This is a genomic window from Nocardia sp. NPDC055002 (assembly GCF_053608825.1).
Window position 1 is genome coordinate 361,679 of sequence record NZ_JBSGWE010000003.1, and the last position, 19,123, is coordinate 380,801.

19 protein-coding genes are annotated in these 19,123 nt (G+C 68.9%); 2 read left to right on the top strand and 17 right to left on the bottom strand.

Annotated elements, in window-relative coordinates; all coding sequences use genetic code 11:
* Window positions 1-3 precede the first annotated feature (3 nt).
* The gene (gene mycP / locus ACWF99_RS13970) at window positions 4-1,416 is read right to left on the bottom strand and encodes a type VII secretion-associated serine protease mycosin (protein ID WP_378632340.1); all 1,413 of its coding nucleotides are present in this window, start codon (window positions 1,414-1,416) and stop codon (window positions 4-6) included.
* Window positions 1,413-2,873: a type VII secretion integral membrane protein EccD gene (gene eccD / locus ACWF99_RS13975; RefSeq protein WP_378632338.1), complete on the bottom strand. Its 1,461-nt coding sequence runs from the start codon at window positions 2,871-2,873 to the stop codon at window positions 1,413-1,415. Before eccD ends, mycP begins: the two co-directional genes overlap by 4 nt.
* A gap of 157 nt (window positions 2,874-3,030) precedes the next feature.
* Here eccD and eccA point away from each other — a divergent pair, with 157 nt between their 5' ends.
* Window positions 3,031-4,872 (top strand): type VII secretion AAA-ATPase EccA, encoded by a 1,842-nt coding sequence (eccA, locus tag ACWF99_RS13980; protein ID WP_378632337.1) that lies wholly within the window; start codon window positions 3,031-3,033, stop codon window positions 4,870-4,872.
* Between the two features lie 49 nt (window positions 4,873-4,921).
* On the opposite strand, the gene eccB is transcribed toward eccA, so the two are convergent.
* Window positions 4,922-6,430, bottom strand: coding sequence for a type VII secretion protein EccB (gene eccB / locus ACWF99_RS13985; RefSeq protein WP_378632335.1), 1,509 nt, complete (start codon window positions 6,428-6,430; stop codon window positions 4,922-4,924).
* Between the two features lie 118 nt (window positions 6,431-6,548).
* Here eccB and eccE point away from each other — a divergent pair, with 118 nt between their 5' ends.
* Window positions 6,549-8,288, top strand: a complete 1,740-nt coding sequence (eccE, locus tag ACWF99_RS13990) for a type VII secretion protein EccE (RefSeq protein WP_452536134.1) — start codon at window positions 6,549-6,551, stop codon at window positions 8,286-8,288.
* Between the two features lie 307 nt (window positions 8,289-8,595).
* On the opposite strand, the gene ACWF99_RS13995 is transcribed toward eccE, so the two are convergent.
* The 14 genes from ACWF99_RS13995 to ACWF99_RS14060 form a co-directional block, all read right to left on the bottom strand.
* Complete coding sequence (locus ACWF99_RS13995; protein WP_378632332.1) at window positions 8,596-8,889, bottom strand: WXG100 family type VII secretion target; 294 nt, start codon at window positions 8,887-8,889, stop codon at window positions 8,596-8,598.
* Window positions 8,890-8,921: 32 nt separating this feature from the next.
* Window positions 8,922-9,251 carry a WXG100 family type VII secretion target gene (locus tag ACWF99_RS14000; protein ID WP_101464399.1) on the bottom strand — a complete coding sequence of 110 codons (330 nt, stop codon included), beginning with the start codon at window positions 9,249-9,251 and terminating at the stop codon, window positions 8,922-8,924.
* A gap of 42 nt (window positions 9,252-9,293) precedes the next feature.
* Window positions 9,294-10,085, bottom strand: a complete 792-nt coding sequence (locus ACWF99_RS14005; RefSeq protein ID WP_378632328.1) for an ESX secretion-associated protein EspG — start codon at window positions 10,083-10,085, stop codon at window positions 9,294-9,296.
* Complete coding sequence (locus tag ACWF99_RS14010) at window positions 10,082-11,062, bottom strand: PPE domain-containing protein (RefSeq protein ID WP_378656712.1); 981 nt, start codon at window positions 11,060-11,062, stop codon at window positions 10,082-10,084. The genes ACWF99_RS14005 and ACWF99_RS14010 overlap by 4 nt, the downstream gene beginning before the upstream one ends.
* Window positions 11,062-11,364 (bottom strand): PE family protein, encoded by a 303-nt coding sequence (locus ACWF99_RS14015; protein WP_358062216.1) that lies wholly within the window; start codon window positions 11,362-11,364, stop codon window positions 11,062-11,064. The genes ACWF99_RS14010 and ACWF99_RS14015 overlap by 1 nt, the downstream gene beginning before the upstream one ends.
* A 28-nt stretch (window positions 11,365-11,392) precedes the next feature.
* A complete protein-coding gene (locus tag ACWF99_RS14020; RefSeq protein ID WP_452536136.1) occupies window positions 11,393-12,727 on the bottom strand; it encodes a hypothetical protein in 1,335 nt (444 codons plus the stop codon).
* 32 nt (window positions 12,728-12,759) lie between these two features.
* Window positions 12,760-13,071, bottom strand: coding sequence for a type VII secretion target (locus tag ACWF99_RS14025; protein WP_378632320.1), 312 nt, complete (start codon window positions 13,069-13,071; stop codon window positions 12,760-12,762).
* 100 nt (window positions 13,072-13,171) lie between these two features.
* Complete coding sequence (locus ACWF99_RS14030; protein ID WP_378632317.1) at window positions 13,172-13,468, bottom strand: YbaB/EbfC family nucleoid-associated protein; 297 nt, start codon at window positions 13,466-13,468, stop codon at window positions 13,172-13,174.
* A 25-nt stretch (window positions 13,469-13,493) separates the two neighbouring features.
* A complete protein-coding gene (locus ACWF99_RS14035) occupies window positions 13,494-13,826 on the bottom strand; it encodes a hypothetical protein (protein WP_378632314.1) in 333 nt (110 codons plus the stop codon).
* A 29-nt stretch (window positions 13,827-13,855) separates the two neighbouring features.
* On the bottom strand, window positions 13,856-14,638 hold the full coding sequence (locus ACWF99_RS14040) for an ESX secretion-associated protein EspG (RefSeq protein WP_378632312.1): 783 nt from the start codon (window positions 14,636-14,638) through the stop codon (window positions 13,856-13,858).
* Window positions 14,635-16,392: a hypothetical protein gene (locus tag ACWF99_RS14045; protein ID WP_378632309.1), complete on the bottom strand. Its 1,758-nt coding sequence runs from the start codon at window positions 16,390-16,392 to the stop codon at window positions 14,635-14,637. The genes ACWF99_RS14040 and ACWF99_RS14045 overlap by 4 nt, the downstream gene beginning before the upstream one ends.
* A gap of 175 nt (window positions 16,393-16,567) precedes the next feature.
* Window positions 16,568-17,044 (bottom strand): YbaB/EbfC family nucleoid-associated protein, encoded by a 477-nt coding sequence (locus ACWF99_RS14050; protein WP_101464408.1) that lies wholly within the window; start codon window positions 17,042-17,044, stop codon window positions 16,568-16,570.
* Between the two features lie 97 nt (window positions 17,045-17,141).
* Window positions 17,142-18,341 (bottom strand): hypothetical protein, encoded by a 1,200-nt coding sequence (locus tag ACWF99_RS14055; RefSeq protein ID WP_378632304.1) that lies wholly within the window; start codon window positions 18,339-18,341, stop codon window positions 17,142-17,144.
* Window positions 18,342-18,357: 16 nt separating this feature from the next.
* Window positions 18,358-19,107 carry a toxin-antitoxin system YwqK family antitoxin gene (locus tag ACWF99_RS14060; protein WP_378632301.1) on the bottom strand — a complete coding sequence of 250 codons (750 nt, stop codon included), beginning with the start codon at window positions 19,105-19,107 and terminating at the stop codon, window positions 18,358-18,360.
* Window positions 19,108-19,123 lie beyond the last annotated feature (16 nt).

The window sequence follows — 19,123 nt, forward strand, 5'->3', positions numbered from 1 at the left end:
CCTCTACTCCTCGAATTCCTGATTGAGGTCAACACCGCGGCGGCGGAACGGGAACCCGAACGCGGCGCCGATTCCCAAGGCGGCCAACAGGAACAGCGATCCGGCGATCGCGACCTGGCGCGGCCGGGAATCCGGTTCCGGCGCCGCGTAGGGTTCGGCGATCGGATGGCCGACGTCGGCGCCCCTGCTGGGCGGCTCGGCGGACAACGGTGCGGTGAGCGCCGCGAGCGGGTCGATCAGACCGGCGCCGATGGCATCGTCACGGCCGCGCCCCGGTGCGTGCGCGGTGCGGGTGATCCGTTCGATCACCTGCTGGGCGGACAGTTCCGGGAAGCGTGACCGGATCAGCGCGGCCAATCCGGCGACATACGGTGCGGCGAAACTGGTTCCGTCGACCGGCTGCACACCCTCCATCGTCTGTACGCCGTCGACCAGCCCGGTGCCACCGGGCTTGCTGTCCAGCGACACGATGTTGCGGCCGATCGCGGCGGCCCCGACCCACGGCCCGCGCAGCGACAGCGCCGAGGGCTGGCCGTCGGCGTCGACCGAACCGACCGACAGCACGTACGGGGTGAACCACGCCGGGGACGGGACAGTGGTCACCGAACTCCAGCCGGATCCCTCGTTCTGGTTCTGGCACGGCCCGCCCTGCTCCACATTGCCCGCCGCCGCCACGACCACCACATTGCGGTCGTAGGCGTACTTCACGGCAGCGCCGAGCGCGCCGTCGGCGGTATTGGAACCGGCTGCGGTGCAGGCCACTTCGGAGATGTTGATCACGGTGGCGCCCATGTCCACCGCGCGCACGACCGCACCGGCGAGGGTGAGCACACTGCCGTAGCCGTCGCTGCGCAGCGCACCGTCCTCCTTGACCGAACCGGCCCGGTCCTTGCGGTCGTAGGCGAGGCTGAGCTGGCGGATGGCCAGGATCTCCGCGTCCGGGGCCACCCCGACGAACGCGTCGTCGGGTGAGGGCCGGGCGGCGATGATGCCCGCCACCAGTGTGCCGTGGCCGTCGCAGTCGACGGTGCCGTCGGTATCGCTCACGTAGTCACCGCCCGCTTGCAGCGCGGGCAGGCGCGGATGCCGGTTGACGCCGGTATCGATCACGGCCACCTTCTGCCCGGCTCCCCGGCTGAACTGCCAGGCCGAGGGCAGATCGAGGACCTGCTGCGACATCGGCGGTTCGACCGGCGCGTTGCCGCGCAGCACCGGTTCGGCGCACAGTTCGCGCTGTTCGGTCGCCTCCAGCGGAGCCGGTCTACCGCTCAGCGCCAAGGCGGCGTCGAGCGCGCCCGGATCGATCCGGGGCGGGGCGATGGCGCCCGCCGGCATCGGGAATCCGGCGACGGTGCCGAGCACGGTCGCCGCACAGGTGAGCCGCAGCAGCGCGCGCCGCATGGCTGCGCCGGTCATATGTTGCGGGCGGTCGAGTACACATCCATCACCCACAGCGCGAGCGGGATCATCGTGATGATCAACAGGTACTCGAAGATCTCGATCATCCGCCGCGTCACCGGTGTCACTTCGACATGGGGTCCGATGACGCCGAACCCGATGACAGCACCCGCGGTCGCCAACAGCAGTGCCACCGCGACGAATTCGAGCGATTCGTGGCCGAGGCCGAGGCCGGAGAGCAACGCGAGCAGGGTGAGCGCGCCCGCGATGATCAGCGTGGCAGCCTGCACCAGGTCGGCGTAGGAGCGACCGCGCAGACACAGCACGATCCCCGCGACCGCCGCGAGGGCGACGCCGCCGGAGTGGAACGAGCCGAACGGGTCGGCCGCGCCGACGGCACCGATCAGCGCGGCGAGCGCGCAGGCGACGACGAGCCCGGTCTGGATCTGATTCGCGACCCGGGCGCGTTCGCCGAGCCCGGCCGCCGAGGGCAGCGCGATCGCGCCGACTGCGCCGACACCCTCGATGGTGGGCCGCTGTTCGTGATCGGCGGGGTCGATCGCCCCGCCCGCGGTCGGCACCGGCGGAATCGGCAGCCGTGCCGTCACCGCGGCCAGCCGTGGCACCGACGACAGCAGCATCACCGCTGCCACGAGCACCCCGGCGAACAGCTTGGCCAGCCCCGGATGCCAGATCAGATAGATCGCACCCGACACCGCGCCGAACACGCTGAGCGTGATCGCGGCGGCGAACAATCCGGCTCCGATTCCGGTGACCCGATACCCGATCACCGCGGCGACCAGGAGCATCACGCTGCCGAGCAACAGGCTGCCCGCCCCGAGCACGCCCGGCACCACCAGCGCACCACCGCCGAACAACAGCAGCAGCGCGTCCAGCGAAAGCCAGTTCGCGGTAATCGAATCCGTGAATTTCCGCGCGGCGATTCCGGCCGCCGCGGACGCGGCGATCCCGGTGCCGAGCAGTGCGAACGCCGGGGCGAGCGGATCGGTGTGGGTGCGCGAGACGATCAACAGCGCGAGTGCGGCGATGATCGAGACGGTCGCCAGCACGAGCCCGGTCCAGCGGGCCGCCGATCCGGACCACCCGCGGAACTCGCCTGCGGTGAGCCGGGATACGGCGTCGATGACGTCGTCGAACAGCGCGGGCGACTCCCGGCGGGTCACCGGGCTCAGCACCAGCAGCTCACCGTCGTAGACCTCGGCCTCGGTGAGCGTGCGGCTCGGTGCGAGCGGGTCCTGCCCGAGTCGCGCCAGCGTCCAGTGCTGGGCGCGGATCGGAGCGGAGTCCTCGTCGCCTTCGGGCAGGCGCGGATCCCGCGAACGGATCAGCGCCACCAGATCACCGATGAATCCGGCGATCGGAACCGTGGCGGGCAGACCTATGTCGAGCTGCGTATCACCCCCGATCACTGAAACTCGGCATAGTTCGGGCTCATTGCCTAACAACGTCGACACCAGTGATGAACTCTCAGTCGTAGCTGACTACTTCCGTTGCGACCACACGGCAGCGTTACCTAATCTAACGGACAGGGCAAACCGGCGCGATCGAAGTCCTGCCGCCGGATTGAACACCAGCTGTCCATCAGAGGAAGATTTCGGGGTCCGACACCACATGCCAGACATTCGCCAGGCTCAACGCGCCTTCGACGCGGGCGTCCTCTCGCTCGGTCTGTCCATCGACGGTCAGGAGTCCGCGCGCGACGAGGAGTACGCGAAGCTGGCCTTCCAGCGCGCGACGGAATGGGACTCCTCGATGTGCGACGCGTGGCTCGGCCGCGCGGCAGCCGGCGAGGTGACCAAGGAGGTGCTGTTCAATCTGCACCGCACCAGCCTTGATTCACTCGGCCGCGAGCAGCGCAGGATCGGCCTGGCACCCCGCGCCATGGCCGGGCGCTTCCTGCCCGGGCTCTACATCGACTACCCGCTGGCCGGGCTCACCGAGATCTGGCTCGCCTGGGCATCGCAGCTGATCGCGGACACCGACTACGACCAGGCCGAGCAGGTGCTCGACGAACTGGCGAAGCTGCGCGGCGGCCGCGCTGACGACCCCGACAAGCAGATCGACGATCGGATCAGCGCCTACATCCGCGGCATCCTGCACTACAACACGCAGCGGTGGTCGGATGTGATGACCGTGCTGGCCGGTTCGGAAAGCTGGAAAGACCCCTACCTCGCCACCGGCGCGAACGTGATGGTGGGCACCGCCTGCGCGCAGCTGGGATTGTTCGGCGAGGCGATCCGGCGGATGGAACAGGCTGAGGCGGGCCCGATTCCGTCGGCCAAGTTCACCGCCATGTACAACCGTGGCCTGTGCCTGCGGGAATCGGGTAACGAGGCCGAGGCCCAGAAGCTGTTCGAGCAGGTCTACTCGCAGCTGCCCGATTTCGCCGCCAACACGACCGCCATGCGCGACCGCACCTTCCGGATCGTGGTCACCAGCCGCGAGGTGATCGACGCGCGCACCGACAAGTGGGATGCCGGCTCGGCGCCGACCCTGGCGTCGATGAACGAGGCCGCCGCGGAGGACCGTGCGAAGACCGTGCTCGCCGAGGCACGCGCACAGCTCGACAAGCAGGTCGGACTGGCCTCGGTGAAGAACCAGGTGGCCAAGTTGCAGTCCTCGGCGCAGCTGGCCAAGATCCGCGCGGGCAAGGGCCTGTCGAGTCAGTCCCGTGGTCAGCACCTGGCCTTCACGGGTCCGCCCGGTACCGGTAAGACCACCATCGCGCGGGTGGTCGCCAAGATCTATTGCGGTGTCGGACTGTTGAAGACCGACAAGGTGGTCGAGGCCAAGCGTGTCGACTTCGTGAGCCAGAACCTCGGCGGCACGGCGATCAAGTCCGAGAAGCTGATCGACAGCGCGATGGACGGCGTGCTGTTCATCGACGAGGCCTACACGCTGATCCAGACCGGGCTTTCGGGCGGTGACGCGTTCGGTCGCGAGGCCGTGGACACGCTGCTGGCGCGCATGGAGAACGACCGCGACCGCCTCGTGGTGATCATCGCCGGGTACGACGGCGAGATCGACCGGCTGCTCGCCGCCAACGACGGCTTGGCCTCGCGCTTCGCCAAGCGTCTGCAGTTCCCGTCGTACACCGCCGCCGAACTCGGGCAGATCGGCGAAATCGTCGCCAACAGCCGGGATTCACAACTGTCGCCGGAGTCGCTGGCCACCCTGATCGAGACCTGCGACTACCTCTACAACCTGGAGAGCACCGACCAGAGCGGGCAACCGCGCCGCGGTGTGGACCTGGCAGGCAACGGTCGCTTCATCCGCAATGTGATCGAGTCGGCGGAAGAGGAACGCGAGTTCCGGCTGGCCAATACCGAGGGGCTGGATCTGGCCGAGGTCGACGACGACGTGCTGATGCGCATCGAGGAGCCGGACATGCGGACCGCGCTCGCCGGGATCGTCGCCACCCTCAATATCGGACAGATCCCGAACCTGAGCTGAACGCCGAAGGGGGCCCGGTGCGAATGCGCTCCAGGCCCCGCTCTTTCGGCTACTTACTGGCCGAGGGCAGCGAATCGTAGCTGGTCAGCGCATCTTTCGCGGACAGCGTCGGGCCGGGGACGAGCTGGCCGATGATCGACCACGGCGCGAGCTTCGGCTTGTCACCGAGGCCGAGCACCGCGGCGGTACCGGCGTCGGGGATGCCGTAGCGAATCCCGTTGTCGGCCACATAGAACAGCGATTCCCGCCGCAAGCTCCCGGGCTCGACGCCGGTGACCTGGACGAATTCGCCGGTACTCGGCGCCAGGTACACGGCATCCATTCGGTTGCCCGAACCGTCGGCGGTCGCGAGCGTCACCGGCTTGGCCGATCCGGCCAGCGGTAGTTTCGTTCCGGCGAGCAACGTCACCGTGGCGCGTTCGGTCGGCCCGTCCACCGACTTGCCCTGCGCGGTGGCCTCACCGGGATCCTTGGCCCAGTTCACACATGCCACGGGGGCGTCCTCGGCGGACAGGATCCGCGGCTTGTGCTCGGGGAAGGCGTCGATCGGCAAGGTGTGCAGCATCGGCATCCGGTCGAGCACATCCGGCGCCAGTTCGGCGATCTCGCGCATCCCCCGCGAATCGGCGTTGCGCAGCAGGTCGGCGGTGAACTCCGAGACGCGCTGTACGCCGTCGGCGAGCACCACGTACATCGTCTCCTTGCCCGCGGCCTCCACGCCGGTCACCGAGATGATCCCGCCGATCGGCACATTCGACAGTTTGCCGGGGCCGGGTTCGCCCGCGCGCTCGATGGCCGGCACGGCGAGCGGCGGGGCCTGAGTGGTGGCGCCGAGCACCGCGCTACCGATCGGGCGGACCTGCTGACCGGTCAGCCCGAGTGTCCGGGCGAGCACCGAGTTGGTCGGGTCGACCTCGGCCCGCGCGCCCTTGTACAGAAGGAAGGTCTTGTCGCTGTGGCGCATCAGCATGGCGTCGTCGGCGCCGACCGCGCCGATCCGGTCGCCGGTCTCGAGCTTGCCGACGATGGCGGTGGTGAGGCCGCCGCCCGCGCCGGACGCACTACCCGCGGCCGAGAGCGGGGTGGTCTCGCACAGCGTCCAATTCGAGCTCGAGCCCTGCTTGGAACCCGGCATGGCCGCCGGGGCGCCGGGAATGCCGAGCAGCGGACCACGTGGCATCGAACCGAGCTTGTCGTCCTTCACCGATTTCGGCGCCTGCGCGTCGCCGGCGATGAGCCGGGCCGAGGCCAGATTGAGCACCGGGTGGAGGGTCTTCTCGCCCTCTTTCGCCTCGACGACCACATACATGGCGCCGCTCTGCTTCCCGGTGACGATCAGCGCGTCGCCGATCGCGCCCTGTGGTTTCAGAAAGCCGAGGATGGCCGCCCCTGCCACGATGATCAGACCGAGGACCGCGCCGACCATCAGCGACCGGCTCTGCGACTTCATCGGATCGTGCAACATGCGCACGTCACGGCGGACCAGGGCATGGTCGAGCCTGCGTAGCAGAAAGCGATAACCATTGACCTGGGCTTTGGTTGTCAGCTGTGCCGGCACAGGGACTCCATTGCTGAGTTGATCACCATCTCGTCGGACACGGTACCGTAAATCCGGAACTTGTCCTTCACCATGATTCGACGTACGCCAAGCGGGGACAACGGCTTTGAACAACAGTATGAACGCCGGGCAAACCGGCAGCGCACACGTCTACGACACCCTGCGTGACCCGGAATTCTGGTTGTTCCGGATGTACCCGCTGCGTGCGTGTGTGCCCACCGCGATACTCGCGGCGATCGTGGCCTGGATCGTGCTGGCGACGACGGATTCGGTCTACGGCGCGATCGGCGGCGCCGCTTTCGTGCTGTTGATCGGGCTCGTGCCGATCCGGCGACGGCCCCCGGCGGTCCGGATCGGTGACTGGCTGGCGCGTCGGCTGCGCGGCCGCGCCGACACCCTCGATCGGGCTCCCGCGTTCGACGTACCGCTGCCGGAGGGCGGCGGTTGCGGGGTGCGCTGGGACGGCGATCTGCTGCTCACCATGCTGCGGATCGACCCGCCGCCGGACACCCTCACTCTGCTGCGTCGCGGCTCGCTCAGTGCCGACCAGCTGCTCCCGCTCACCGAAGTGGCGCGCTGCCTCGAGCAATTCGATGTGGGGCTGGTGAGCATCGATGTGATCTCCACCGGCGCGCGCACCGCGGGCACCGGTGCGGCCGCACAGCTGTACAACCGGATTCTCGGCCCGCTGCCCGCCATCGCGCACCGCACCTGCTGGCTCGTGCTGCGCCTTGACCCCGTGGCCAACGCGACCGCGGTGGACAAGCGTGGCGGCGGTGCGACCGGTGCGCTGCGCACCATGATCATCGCCACCCGCCGGGTCGCGAATCGGCTGGCCACCCAGGGCATCGACGCCGCGGTGCTCACCGCGACCGAGATGAACAGCGCGCTGCGCGAACTGTCCTACGGCTTCGACCCGCTGCGGCTGACCGAGTCGGCGCACGGCCTGGAATCCGAGTACGGCAGGCATCTCACCCATTACCAGCTCACCGCGCCGATGATCGGCACCAACGGACTGGCCGAGATCTGGTCGCTGCCCACGTTGTCGACCACCGTCACCCTGCGCCTGCATCCCGGCGCGGGCCGGATCGGCCGGGCGGACGACAAGGCGGGGACCGTCGTGCTCAACGCCGTCGTCCGCTTCGATTCGGTGGAGCCCTACGACAAGGCGCCGATCGCCGGGCTGCGCGAACTCCCGGGCAGCCAGCGCCGAATCCTGCTCGACACCTTGCCCATCGGCGCCGCCGATGCCCTCGGCGGCCGGGACGGCTACCGGGGCACCCTCACCGCACTCACCGATATCGCCGTGCCGACGACCGGCTGCGGCCAGCTGATCGGCGCCGACGAACGCGGCCAGGGCATCGCCGTCCCGCTGATCGGCGCGGGCACCCGCCATGTCGACGTGATCGGGAACCTGGACCTGGCTCAGCAGGTGGTCCTGCGGGCCACCGCACTCGGCGCGCACGCCGTCGTGCACACCTCACGCCCGCAGGCATGGCAGTCGATGGTCGCCAATCTGGCCACCCCCCAACTGCTGTCGATCGCGCCGCGCGCCGCGGGCGCGACCCCACAGGCACCCCCCGGCCCGCCACCCGTCCCCGCGGCCCCGTACCCGACCACCACCGTCCTGGTGTTCGACGGCATCGCGCCGACAACCCATCTCGGCGGCGCGACCTTCGTCGAAATCCGCACCACCGAACGCGATCCGGACGCGCTGCCGCCCGACGTGACCCTCATCCAGGACCCGTACGCCCCGAACCGGATCACGGTCCGAACCAGCACCGGCAGTGCGACAGTGTCGATGGTGACCACCCCCGACGAAATGCACTACATCGGCGAATCACTCGCGGCCCGCTGAGAATTGCCCGACTTCACACCCAGTTCGGAAAACCGCACCGCGAACCCAGCACCAGCCACCCACCCGCACAACCGAACCCCCTACGGGCCGACCTCGCACAGGTCCACCCCGTACGAGCCCGACCCGCACAACCCAACCCCCACGGGGCCGACCTCTAGGAGGCCCTCGCCCGCGCAGCGGGCGTAGCGGCCCGGCCGCCCGAAAAACGGGGCGGGACAAAGTGCCGAAGGCACGAGTCCCGCCCCGTTTTTCGGGTGGCCCCTCAGGGGCCGCGCTCGAGCGCGCCAGCGCTCCAATAACTCAGCTCCTAGAAATCAGCGAAACCGTCGCCGACCTTGCCGTCGGCCTCGAGTGCGCGGTTCAGCGCGGACTCGACCTGAGCGGCGAGCTTGTCGAGCTTGTCGAGGGTGTCGGTCAGCTCGGTGGTGACGTTCTTGTGCGCGGTGTCGAAGGTCGAGATCGCCTGGTCACCCTGCAGGTTGTTGCGGAAATCCGAAGCGGCGCCCTCGAGTTCGTCGATTTCGCCCTTCATCTTCCCGCCGTAGGTCTGCAGGTCGCTGAACAGCTCGTTCATCGCCGCGGGATCATAAAGAATGGTCATGAGCTCAGTTCCTGTTCGTTTCTGATTCGCGGTCAGAGATTGGTGTAGCTGCTGCCGCCGCCGGTGGAACCACCACCGGACAGGCCTGCGCTGTCCATGTTCACCAGCGTGGACTTACCGGAGCTGACCGCTTCGGTGAGCCGGTCGAACTTCTTGTTCAGCGCGTCGGACTCGTCGTGCCAGGCCTGGGCGACCTTCACGAACTCGTCGGAGGCGTCACCCTTCCAGCCGCGGAGCACGGCCTGGGCGGCGTCATCGATCTGGCTGACCGACGTGCGGAGGTTGTTGATGCTGCCTTCGAGCTTGGAGACGACGCCGTCTACGCCGCCGGCTTCTACACCTACTGGTCCCTGAGGGGGCATGTGCCGAACCTTTCCTACTTGATGGTTGAAACGAGAGATGGCTTAATCTGGCCGCCACCCCCCACCGGGAAGCCCCTCGAGGAGCGCACCGATTGCCTGCGTGAGGCGGTGATCGGTGCCCGGCGTGATGGTCGACCACACCTGCCCGTCGGGCGCCGTCATCGGCGCTACGACGATCCGGCCGCGCGCGGTGTCGTACACCGCGACCGCGCCAGGGGCTCGGGTGGTCAGCCCGTCGTGGTGGACTACGGCGACGATCTCGGTGTAGCCATGGCAGGTGCCGAAGGCCGCGCCGAGCACGGTCGCCTGGTGCGCGTCGATACCGAGCGCATACATCGCGTCCACGTACTGGGAAGTTGTGTCGGCCGCGTCGAGGCGCGCCGCCAGGTCGTCGGCCGCGACGCTCACCGGCGCTACCTCGGCGGGCGCGCAGGTCGGCAGCGCGGCCAGTAGCAGGCGGGCGAGTTCGCGGTCGGATCCGTCGATGGCATCGGTGGCGATCTCGAAGGTCTCGCCGGTGCGTACCGCGCTGGCGTGACCGGAACCGCGGCGGGCCAGGCAGATTCGCCGCCTGCCGTCGTCACCGTAGCCACGGGCGACGAGTTCGGCGTCGGGCTGGGCCAGGGTGTGCAGCGCGCCCGCCAGGTCGGGTTCGACATCGCCGTAGCTGTCGAAGATACCGGTGGCGGTGAGTTCGGCGACCGCGGCGTCGCGGGCCGCGCGCCAGGCGTCGAAGGTGTCCTGCTGCGGCCCGACGGCGAGCACCAGCGGCAGGGTCTGCACACCGAGCCGGTCGGCGACCGCGAGCAGCGCGTCGTTGGTGAGCGTGGTCATGGCCGTCCCTCCGCGGTGGCGGTGCCGCCGGTCTGCGCGGCGGCTCGCTCGGCGACGCCGAGCACCGCGGGCGCGGCCTGGATCTCGCCTTCAGCGACCAGCTGGTCGGACTCCTCGTAGGCGAGGCCCGCGCGCGGGAAGCGGGCAGCCGAGTCCTGGCCTCCGCCCTGCGCCATCGCGCCGGGAACGAGCGGCGCGGACTGGCCGGCAGGGGTGGTGGTGACCGGGGCCGCCTGCGTCGTGGCATTCACCGTGGTCGCGGACTGAACGAAAGTCGGCGCGCGGTACGCGGTTTGCACCGGAGCCGGCATCGACGGCAGCGCACCGAGGCCGATCGCGCCGATCCCGGGCATCGCCCCGGCCGTCGGCGTCGGCGACGCGCTCTGGCCCGACTTCTCGCCGGTGAGCGCGGCTTCCGGGGCGATCGGCGGCGGCGGCGCGTGCAACCACGGCGTCGCCAGCGGTTCGGTGGCCGCCTCGTAGCTGCGCATCACCCGGGAGGCAACGGCTTTGGCCATGTCGGCATCGGCGTCGGTCTGCGCCGCGATGGCCTTGATCGGCGCACCGAGGGCGGCGCCGACCTGTTCCAGTGCCTGCTGCATCGCCGTGATCGCGGCGATGTCGGCGGTATTGGGCATGGCGATGGCCGCCACCTCGTAGGCGAGGACCTGGGCTTGCATCCTGGCCGCGTTGGCGGTCGCGGCCGCCGCGGTCTCGAGCAACCACTCGCGCAGCGTCGAGATCCGTTCCCACACGAGCTCGCTGCTCCCGGACTTCCAGGAACCACGCAAGGTCTGCAGCACCTGCTCGTAGTCGAGCACGGCCGCGCCGAAGGCCGCGGCGAGCCGCGTCCAGGCGGCGGCCGCGTCGGCCATCGGCATCGGTCCGGCACCGGCGGTGAGGTCGGTGGCGAGCTTGTCCGGCTCGCGCGCCTCCCACACCACTCCGGTGAAGCCGGGCTGCGGTGGTTCGATCATTATCCGTTGAAGCCGCTGGTGTTGTCGGTTTCCATCTGGTCGAACTCGCTCACCTGCGCGCGCAGGGTGGCGGCGAGCTTGTTCATCTCGTGCGCACCCGCTTCGGCTCCGGTCAGGTAGTCGTCGGCGACGCCGTTGGCCGTGTTCGCGGCGCGCACCGACACCTCCTCGGTACCGGCCGGTGCCACGTGCAGCGCCGGTGCCACGGCGGTCAGTTCGGTGGTGAGCCGGTCGGCGATGCCGTCCAGCGCTGCCGCGGCTTTGCTCGCCGCGGCCGAATCGAATTCGAAGGTGTTACTCATCTGCCACTCCTGTCATGGTCGTGCCGCGTCACAGTGAGAGTTCTTTGTCCGGCGGAGCTTCGGTGACCACCGGTTCGGCGGCGCCGACGACCGGGGTCGCCACCCCCGCGATCTGGCCGACGACTTCGTCGCCGTGATTTCCGGTGACCAGCTGCGAGTGCACGGCCTCGTTGCCGCCGCCCTCCACCGCGCGCGCCATCGGCATGCCCGCACCGGCACCGCCCATCGGCATCATTCCCGGCGACGAGCCGCCGGCCGATGCCGTGGTCATGTTCGCGCCGCCGGAGGTGGTGCCGCCCGCGCCACCGACCGCGCCGGTGGCACCCACAGTGGACAGACCACTGGCGCGACCGCCCTGCCACGGACTCAGTGGTGACGACGACGACCCGGCGCCGCCGATCGCACCGACCCCACCGATCGCACCGCCTCCCCCGCCTGCACCACTCGCGGCGGCCAGTTCCTCGGCGGATTCCTCACCGGTCGCGGAGATCTCGGTGCCGGTGGTCGTCGAGCCGGTGGTGCTGGTCGACAGCGAACTCACCTGTTCGGCCAGCGAACCGAGCGAGGAGACCGCGGTGCTCGCGGTGCTGATCAACGGCGTGATCAGGCTCATCAGCTGACTCAGCGACTCGCTGCCCGCGTCGACACCGGACGGCGCGTTGGTCACCTCGACCTTCTCACCCGCCTGCACCATCTCGCCGCTGCGCGCCACCATCTCGGCCTTGGTCTCGGCGGTGATCGCCAGACCCTCCGCCATCGCCTCCATGGTCGCCGCGATCAGCACCGCCTGACCACCCGGGGTGAGCACGTAGAGCGGAGCGAGCGCCAGGGTGGCCGAGTACCGGGCGATCACCGCGGCCAGCTTGGCGCCGCCGACGGCGACATTGCCCGCCGCCTGGGCGAGCACGGCCTTCTCCTGGGTGCTCTGGGTGGCGAGCTTGGCGCCGTCGGCCTGGGCCGCGGTCGCCTTGGTGGTCGCCTCCGTCGCCGCGGAGCTCTGCCACAGCTGCATCACCGTCTGCAGCGCGGTCGAGCCGAGCGACATCACGGTCTCGAGCACCGAGGAGATATTCGTCAGTGCCTCAGCGGGATTGCTCGACGTGCCGGTGCCCGAGGTCGCGCCGGTGCTCCCGAGCGCACCGGTGCCGAACGCGGAGGCCAGCTCGGTGAGTGGCTGCATCAGCGCCGTCAGATCGATCGTCGGCAGCGCGGGCATCTCCGGCAGCTGGATGAACTCGGGCAGCTGCGGCAGCTGCGGCAACCCCATCGAGCCGAGCACCTGACTCACCGGCTGATCGAGCATCGGCGCGAACGAACTACCGCGCAGCACCTCGAGCACAGTCGGATCGACCGACGCTGCCACGCCGGCCGAATCTCCCCCTGGATACGTCATCGCTACTGATCGACCGCCGAGATACCCAGCTTGGACGCGCCGTCGGCGCCCTCATAGGTAGCGGCGGCCTGGGTAGCGGTCAACGCGGTACCCGCGTGCACCGCGGCCAGCTGGGCCACCGAGGTGAGGTGGTTGGCCTGCGCGTACGCGAACGACATCAGGAATTCCTGGCCGATCAGGCCGAACACGGGCACCGCGGCGGCCATCGTGGCGACCTGGTCGACCGCGCCCGCCTGGGCGACCCCCGCCGCCATCGTGGCCGAGGCACCCGCGTACGCACGAACTGCGTCCGGAACTACCGCAACATGGTTCATGGCTATCGTCCAATCTCGAAACAGCCCATGGTGTTTCGTTACTTTATCTACCCGTCCGGCCCTGACACCACACAAATCTGCGGTGAAGATCAGTTGAATCTCACGTGCCTGCCCGGTTGTACGCCGTTACCAGCTCGGCTCGCTCACCGAAGGCGCGATGCGCGGCGGCCCGCGCGGTCTGTACCAGCACGCGCTCGAAATCAGCCGGTGACAACTTGGCGATCGCCGCGCTGAACTCGAGCCCGACCAGCGCGCCCGCGCCGTCGACCGTCACCGTCACCGCGCCGTCGGGCGAAACCTCCTGCGCCCGGATGCCGTTGGTGGCATCGGCCAGATCCTGCAACCGATAGAGCTGACCCTGCACCTTCGCGATCAGCTCGTCCATGGTCTCGACCATCGCCTTGTCCTCCCCTCTTCGCTCGCTAGACCGACCGCAGCCAGCTGTCCGGCTCGGTGTCGTATTCCTGCTCCTCGACGATTTCCGCCGCCGCGACCTCGGCCTCGGTGGGCAGTCCCGTCGCCGCCAGCAGCGCCGGGTCGAACCCCGCCTCCGCCAGCTGATTACGCCGTGCCAGACCCGCCCGCTTCGCCGACTTCTGGCACAACCGCAGGATCTCGGCGGCCAGCTCGGCCGGGTCGCGGCGGACCTGTTCGCGATCCACCGTGATCCCCACCGGCAGTCCCTGCTCGGTGGTACGCACCACGATCGCGCCCGTCACCGACGACGCGCTGAACTCGGTCGGAAACTCGTCCACAGCTCCCCCTTCCGTCTGGCCCGGCATCATTACGCCCGATCGTCCCTGATGGCTCTGACAACTTCCGCGATCTGAGTGTTGATCAGCGACACCACCCGCCTGCGATCGGCGCCGACAGCCACCCGCGGCGTGCCGGGCACCAGCACATAGCGACCGTCATCGGTCAGGTCGCGCCAGCCCAGCCGCAAGCGCACGATGCCGCGCGGACCGAATCGCGACCAGCCCTGCTCGATGTCGATGAAGCCGTCGCGGTCGAGCGGCGCCTGCTGAAAGGTCAACGTCCGCACCGCGGCATCGTCGTCGTAGTGCTGAACCAGCGAGCGGCCGTACGAGTGATCGAGCTGGTCGTCGGCCGGTTCGTCGAGGCGGATCTCCTGGCTGCGCCCCGCGTCCGCCTGGGGCAGGTGGCCTGCGACGACGTCACCGAGGGACAGCGCATCATGGCGGGTGATCACGAATCCCTCAGCGTGGTACAGGGTTCGGCCAGGGCGCTGGCGCACCAGATAGCCCACGTCGCCCTTGCGCGCGGCGAGCATACGCACCGAGAACGCGGGATCGGTGAGTCGCTCACCACCGCCGTACCCGCGCACGATCAGCCGGATATCGGGATGCGTGAGCACCTCGATGATGTCGTCGAGCTCGTGCCCCCAGCGCTGCTTGATCGTCATCCAGTTGTGCTTCAGCGTGAACTCCGCCTCATCGGAGGTGCTCGGCTCACTGCTGTGGATGAACGGGTCCGGCATGTACTCCTCGTCGATGCCTGCCCACAGCGCATCGAACTCGTCGCCGGTGAATTCCCAGGTGGGCGTCACTGTTCCACCACCGGCCTCGCGACGATCGGCGCGTCACCGAGCGCTTCGTCCAGGTGGGTCGTCGAGTCGAGGTAGTCGGCCCGCTTGTGTTCCTTCTGCTGGCCCTGACCACCGCCGGCGCCACCCATCGGCGACATCGGCATACCACCCATCGGCGAGCCGGCCGCCGACGACGCGACGCCCGTGCGGAAGCCCTCCATACCCGTGGTGGCCGAAGCTCGCGGGAACAGCTTGGACGCGCTGTCCAGGCTCGGCGACAGCGGCGCGGCGCCCGCACCGGCGCCACCGCCGCCGGAACCCGAGCCTCCGCCGCCACCGCCGCCCTTGCTCGCCGCGCTGAGCGCCTTCTTGGCCTGGTCCTGCAGGGAACCGAGCGCCGCGGAGCTCGGAATACCCGCCAGGGCACTCTGTTCCGCGGCCGAGGTCGCCTGTTCCACGGCCGACTGCGCGGCGGAACTGGCCTGTTCGAGACCGGATTGCAGGGCCGAGGTCAGTTGATCGGTCGAGGACGACCCCGTCGAACCCGTCGAACCGGTCGACCCCAGCGAGCCGTTGCCCGTGGTATCCCCGCTGCCGTTACCCAGCTGGCTACCGGACTTCTGCTCCTGCAGCTCCGCCATGGCCTTCTTGAACGCGGCGGAAGTGTCGCCCGAACCCGACCCGCTCCCCGAACCGGAGCCGCTCCCGCTGCCGTTTCCGGAGCCGTTCCCACTTCCGTTGCCGTTTCCGTTCCCGTTCCCGTTCCCGGTTCCGTTTCCGGAGGACGGCGCGGTCGGATCGGGCAGCGTGGGAATGTGGCTCGTAGTGCTGTTGAGTCCGGGAACGTAGGTGTTCCACATGACCTGGCGACCGTTCTTGGCGCAGGCCTCCTTGTCGGCCTGTGCCTGCGAGCCGTTGGGATCGGAGTAGCACCGGGGCAACATGAGCGCGGTCGCCAGCCCTTTGGAGGTGGCATTGATCCAGCCGACGGTGTAATCCAGCGCTGCGGCCACCTGTTTGGTCTGATCGACCAGCAGTCCGTTGGCCTCGTGGTAGGCCGACATCGCCGACATGGCGCGCGTGGCGCCGCCCGGGCTGGTCCAGCTCTTCTTGCTCGCTTCGACTTTGGCGTTCAGGTCGTCGAAACCCGTTTTCAGCCAACCTGCCAGCCTGCCCCAATACAACGCGGTGTGGGCCAGATTTCCGGGCACCGTCGACAGCGAATTCATGATCGCCTGGAGTTCGTTGTAGTTGTAGCCGCCGGGGCCCTCCGCCTTCATTCCGGCCGGATCGAAGGTCTTTCCGTCGGACAGGACCTTCGGCAGGTTGACCGCGGTCGCCACCGCCGGGAATTGGAGGACCGTGGGCGGCAGCGGCGTCTTGGCCATGCCGGCGCTTCTGCCCTGCTCGATCTTGGTGCGCAGCGCGTCCAGATCCACCTTGCTGCCGTCCTCGGCGCCCTTGTAATGCCGGGCCGCGTCGAGAAAGGTGTTGGCGACATTGTCGAGGACCGTCTCGTGCTTACCGAGTACGGTCTGCAGCTGACCGGCCTTGCCTTCGAACTGCTTCGACAGTTGTTTGCCCGACTCCAGTGAGGAGAACTCGGGCAGGTTCGAGACCATGTCCACCTGGGATTTCACCGAGTTGACCCAGTAGCGCGCGTTGTTGGCGGCTTCGACCAGGTTCGGCAACGCCGACGGCTCGAGCATCAGCGATCCGTCCGAGGCTGCCGAACGCAGCCCCGCCCACTGATCCTGCGCCGATGGTCCCGTCATGAAGTCGACCCTCCCTGTCCGTACCGGTGTCGCCTCGCGCCCCGCCTGGCACCGCTACCACGACACCGCCGATTCGCACGGCTTGCTAACGATTCTACGGTCTGTCACATGAATTACGCATGTACAGCAGCGATCTCACTGGTGGCGATGGTTCGACCATCTCCGGCCATCGCGATCACCAGCCCGCGTCGGTAGCGGGCCGCGACGGATCTCGGGATCCGTCTTCTTCGTCGGTCGAGAGTCGTTCCCGCTCAGGCGAGTTGGGCGGCTCCAGCGAGGCTTCCACCGGCTGCGGAATCGCGAAACCGTCCATGTCGTCGACCAATTCGGTGATCTTCGGCAGGCGGGCGCGTTCGCTCTGGATCGGCGCCATCAGCGCCTGCGTCTTGCGGGCCACCTCCACCGAGGCCTGCTGCGCGGCCTCGGTCACGGCCTTGGCGATCTCGGTGTAGGTGAGGTCGTCGATGTCGGGGGTGAACTTCGTCTCGATGACTTTGTAGTCGGCGTTGACCGTCACCGTCACCCGTTTGCGCACGGTGGCGCTGGCGATGATCTTGGCGCGGTCCTGCTGGACCTGCGCGATCGCACGCATCTGGGTCTGGACAGTCTCGAGGATGTCCGCCATCTGTGCCTTGGCGTGCTCGTTGGCCATTCCCGGTTCCCTCCGACTCGCGGGCCGTCGCGCCCAGCCCGTCGGTTAGCGAGCACACCACAACTGCCACACCCACGCAACAGCACGACGCCGTAGGTCAGGTCGCCAGGCCGACGGTGTGGGTGCCCGCCGAACCGGCGAGATTCAGCTGGAACCAGGCGGAATCGACGTTGTAGACATCGTCGGGAAAGACGCGGGTGAACGCCTCCCTGGCCACAGCCCCACGCTCGGCGGCCTCGACCAGGCCGGGGACCGCTTCCTTCTGCGCCTGACCCGCTTTCGCGCCGAGCAAGCCGGTCAGCACGTCGACGACAGTCCTGGTGTCCCACATCCCGGGGACGGCGGACGTGAGCGCGTCGGCGCCCGCCGACGCGCCCCGATACCAGCGGCCGCCCTCCCACCAGTAGCAGAAACTCAGCAGACCGTTCTCGGCGCGGCGGTTGATCACCGGCTCGGCGACCCAGTCGGGGGCCCCGAGAAAGAACTGCGGCATCGGGAGGTCTTTGTTGTAGACGGCGTCGAGTTCCGGTGCGTCCCATACCCCGCCGGAGAGCACCGCACGATCGCCCGGGAGCAGACACAGGGTGGAGCCGCTGTGTTTCGAGCCTTCGAAGACATGGAAGGCCGGTGTCACGCGCGGTCCCCACTTGGAGCCGATCGCGACGAACGCGGCGGCGATCAGCGCCCACCGGCGGGCCAGGAGATCGAGCGGCGGGAATTCCACGTCCGGCGCCGACCCGATGGCGGTGCGGCCCGCCGCGGTATCGGCACGCGCCTGCTCGGCCGCGGCCAGCGGCGTGCGGATCTGCCGGTTACCGTGACCGATGTAGGCGGCCAGCCAGATCGGCAGCCGATCGCGCGGATAGATCTCGATGTCGGTGCGGTACACCGTCGGCGGGAAGAGCTGGTCGTCCGGGAACGGGTCGTCGCCGTAGTCGAATTCGACGTTCATCCGGCCCGCGTTGCTCAGCGTGAGCAGGTAGCGCCACCACGGCCCGTCGCCCATCGACGCGGACAGGTGCCGGTGCTCACGCAGCAGATCCAGCAGTTCCGGGCTCGGGAACACCCGGGCGAAACGCTCCTGCTCATCGTGGAACACGACCATCGACACCTCGGCCGCCGCCGTCAGCGCGAAGGAAGCCTCGACCTTGGTCCAGCCCGGCGGACCCAGCGCCGCCAGCGTTTTCGCGATGCGATGACTCAGGGCGGCGGCCCGATCCGTGATCCCGTCGTCGTCGGCCACCACCGTGGTGAGGGTGAATCCGACATCGGGATCCCCGGCCAGCTCGTCAGCCACTGCGCACTCCTGTTGCCTAGTCCTGGTTCTCGCCGTACCGCGCGGTTACGGTGCCTGCCTCGTCCCACACGGTCCGGGTGAGCAGCGCGCCGTCGGGGGCGAAAACGGTTTCTTCCTTGCGATTCCCGGTGGGGAACCAGGTGCGCCAGCGGCCCACCTCGTGCCGATCGGCGTACTCGCCGGTGTAGCGCGGGGTGCCGTCGAGGTACCAGCCGCGCGTCGGACCGTCGGGGTAGCCGTCGGTGTAGCCGGCCAGTTCGGTGATGGGGCTGCTCGGTGCCGGGCGGCGGAACTGCCTGCCGGTGAACGGCTCGTCGCCGTAGTACAGACGGCCTTCCTCGTCGTCCCAGCGGAACGCGGGATCGTCCGCGGGCAACGCGTCGGCCGCGATGCCCTTGCGGGTGCGCTCGTCCTCGAATTCGATCACCTCGCCCGCCTGGTTCCAGACCGAGTGGGTGAGCAGCGTGCCCTCGATGTCGTAGACGTCCTCCAAGCGGCGGGCGCCGTCGGGATACCACTCCTGCCAGGTGCCCACGGGCCGGTTGCGGTAGAACTCGCCGTTGTAGCGCATGGTGCCGTCGGGGTACCAGCCCGTCCAGTCACCGTCGCGGTCGCCGTCGTCGTAGCTCCAGTACTCGCGCCAGCTGCCGTCGGGGCGGGTCTGGGTCACCGCGCCGCTGTAGGGCTCACCCCGATACGACAACCTGCCGGTCGCCGCGTCGATCGCCACATCCGGATCGCTCAGTTCGATCGGATCGTCACTCACCTTCGAAACCTCTCCG

Coding starts and splice junctions, on each gene's coding strand:
- mycP (WP_378632340.1), bottom strand. CDS start 1,416: ATGACCGGCGCAGCCATGCGGCGCGCGCTGCTGCGGCTCACCTGTGCG.
- eccA (WP_378632337.1), top strand. CDS start 3,031: ATGCCAGACATTCGCCAGGCTCAACGCGCCTTCGACGCGGGCGTCCTC.
- eccE (WP_452536134.1), top strand. CDS start 6,549: ATGAACGCCGGGCAAACCGGCAGCGCACACGTCTACGACACCCTGCGT.
- ACWF99_RS13995 (WP_378632332.1), bottom strand. CDS start 8,889: ATGACCATTCTTTATGATCCCGCGGCGATGAACGAGCTGTTCAGCGAC.
- ACWF99_RS14000 (WP_101464399.1), bottom strand. CDS start 9,251: ATGCCCCCTCAGGGACCAGTAGGTGTAGAAGCCGGCGGCGTAGACGGC.
- ACWF99_RS14005 (WP_378632328.1), bottom strand. CDS start 10,085: ATGACCACGCTCACCAACGACGCGCTGCTCGCGGTCGCCGACCGGCTC.
- ACWF99_RS14010 (WP_378656712.1), bottom strand. CDS start 11,062: ATGATCGAACCACCGCAGCCCGGCTTCACCGGAGTGGTGTGGGAGGCG.
- ACWF99_RS14015 (WP_358062216.1), bottom strand. CDS start 11,364: ATGAGTAACACCTTCGAATTCGATTCGGCCGCGGCGAGCAAAGCCGCG.
- ACWF99_RS14025 (WP_378632320.1), bottom strand. CDS start 13,071: ATGAACCATGTTGCGGTAGTTCCGGACGCAGTTCGTGCGTACGCGGGT.
- ACWF99_RS14030 (WP_378632317.1), bottom strand. CDS start 13,468: ATGGTCGAGACCATGGACGAGCTGATCGCGAAGGTGCAGGGTCAGCTC.
- ACWF99_RS14045 (WP_378632309.1), bottom strand. CDS start 16,392: ATGACGGGACCATCGGCGCAGGATCAGTGGGCGGGGCTGCGTTCGGCA.
- ACWF99_RS14050 (WP_101464408.1), bottom strand. CDS start 17,044: ATGGCCAACGAGCACGCCAAGGCACAGATGGCGGACATCCTCGAGACT.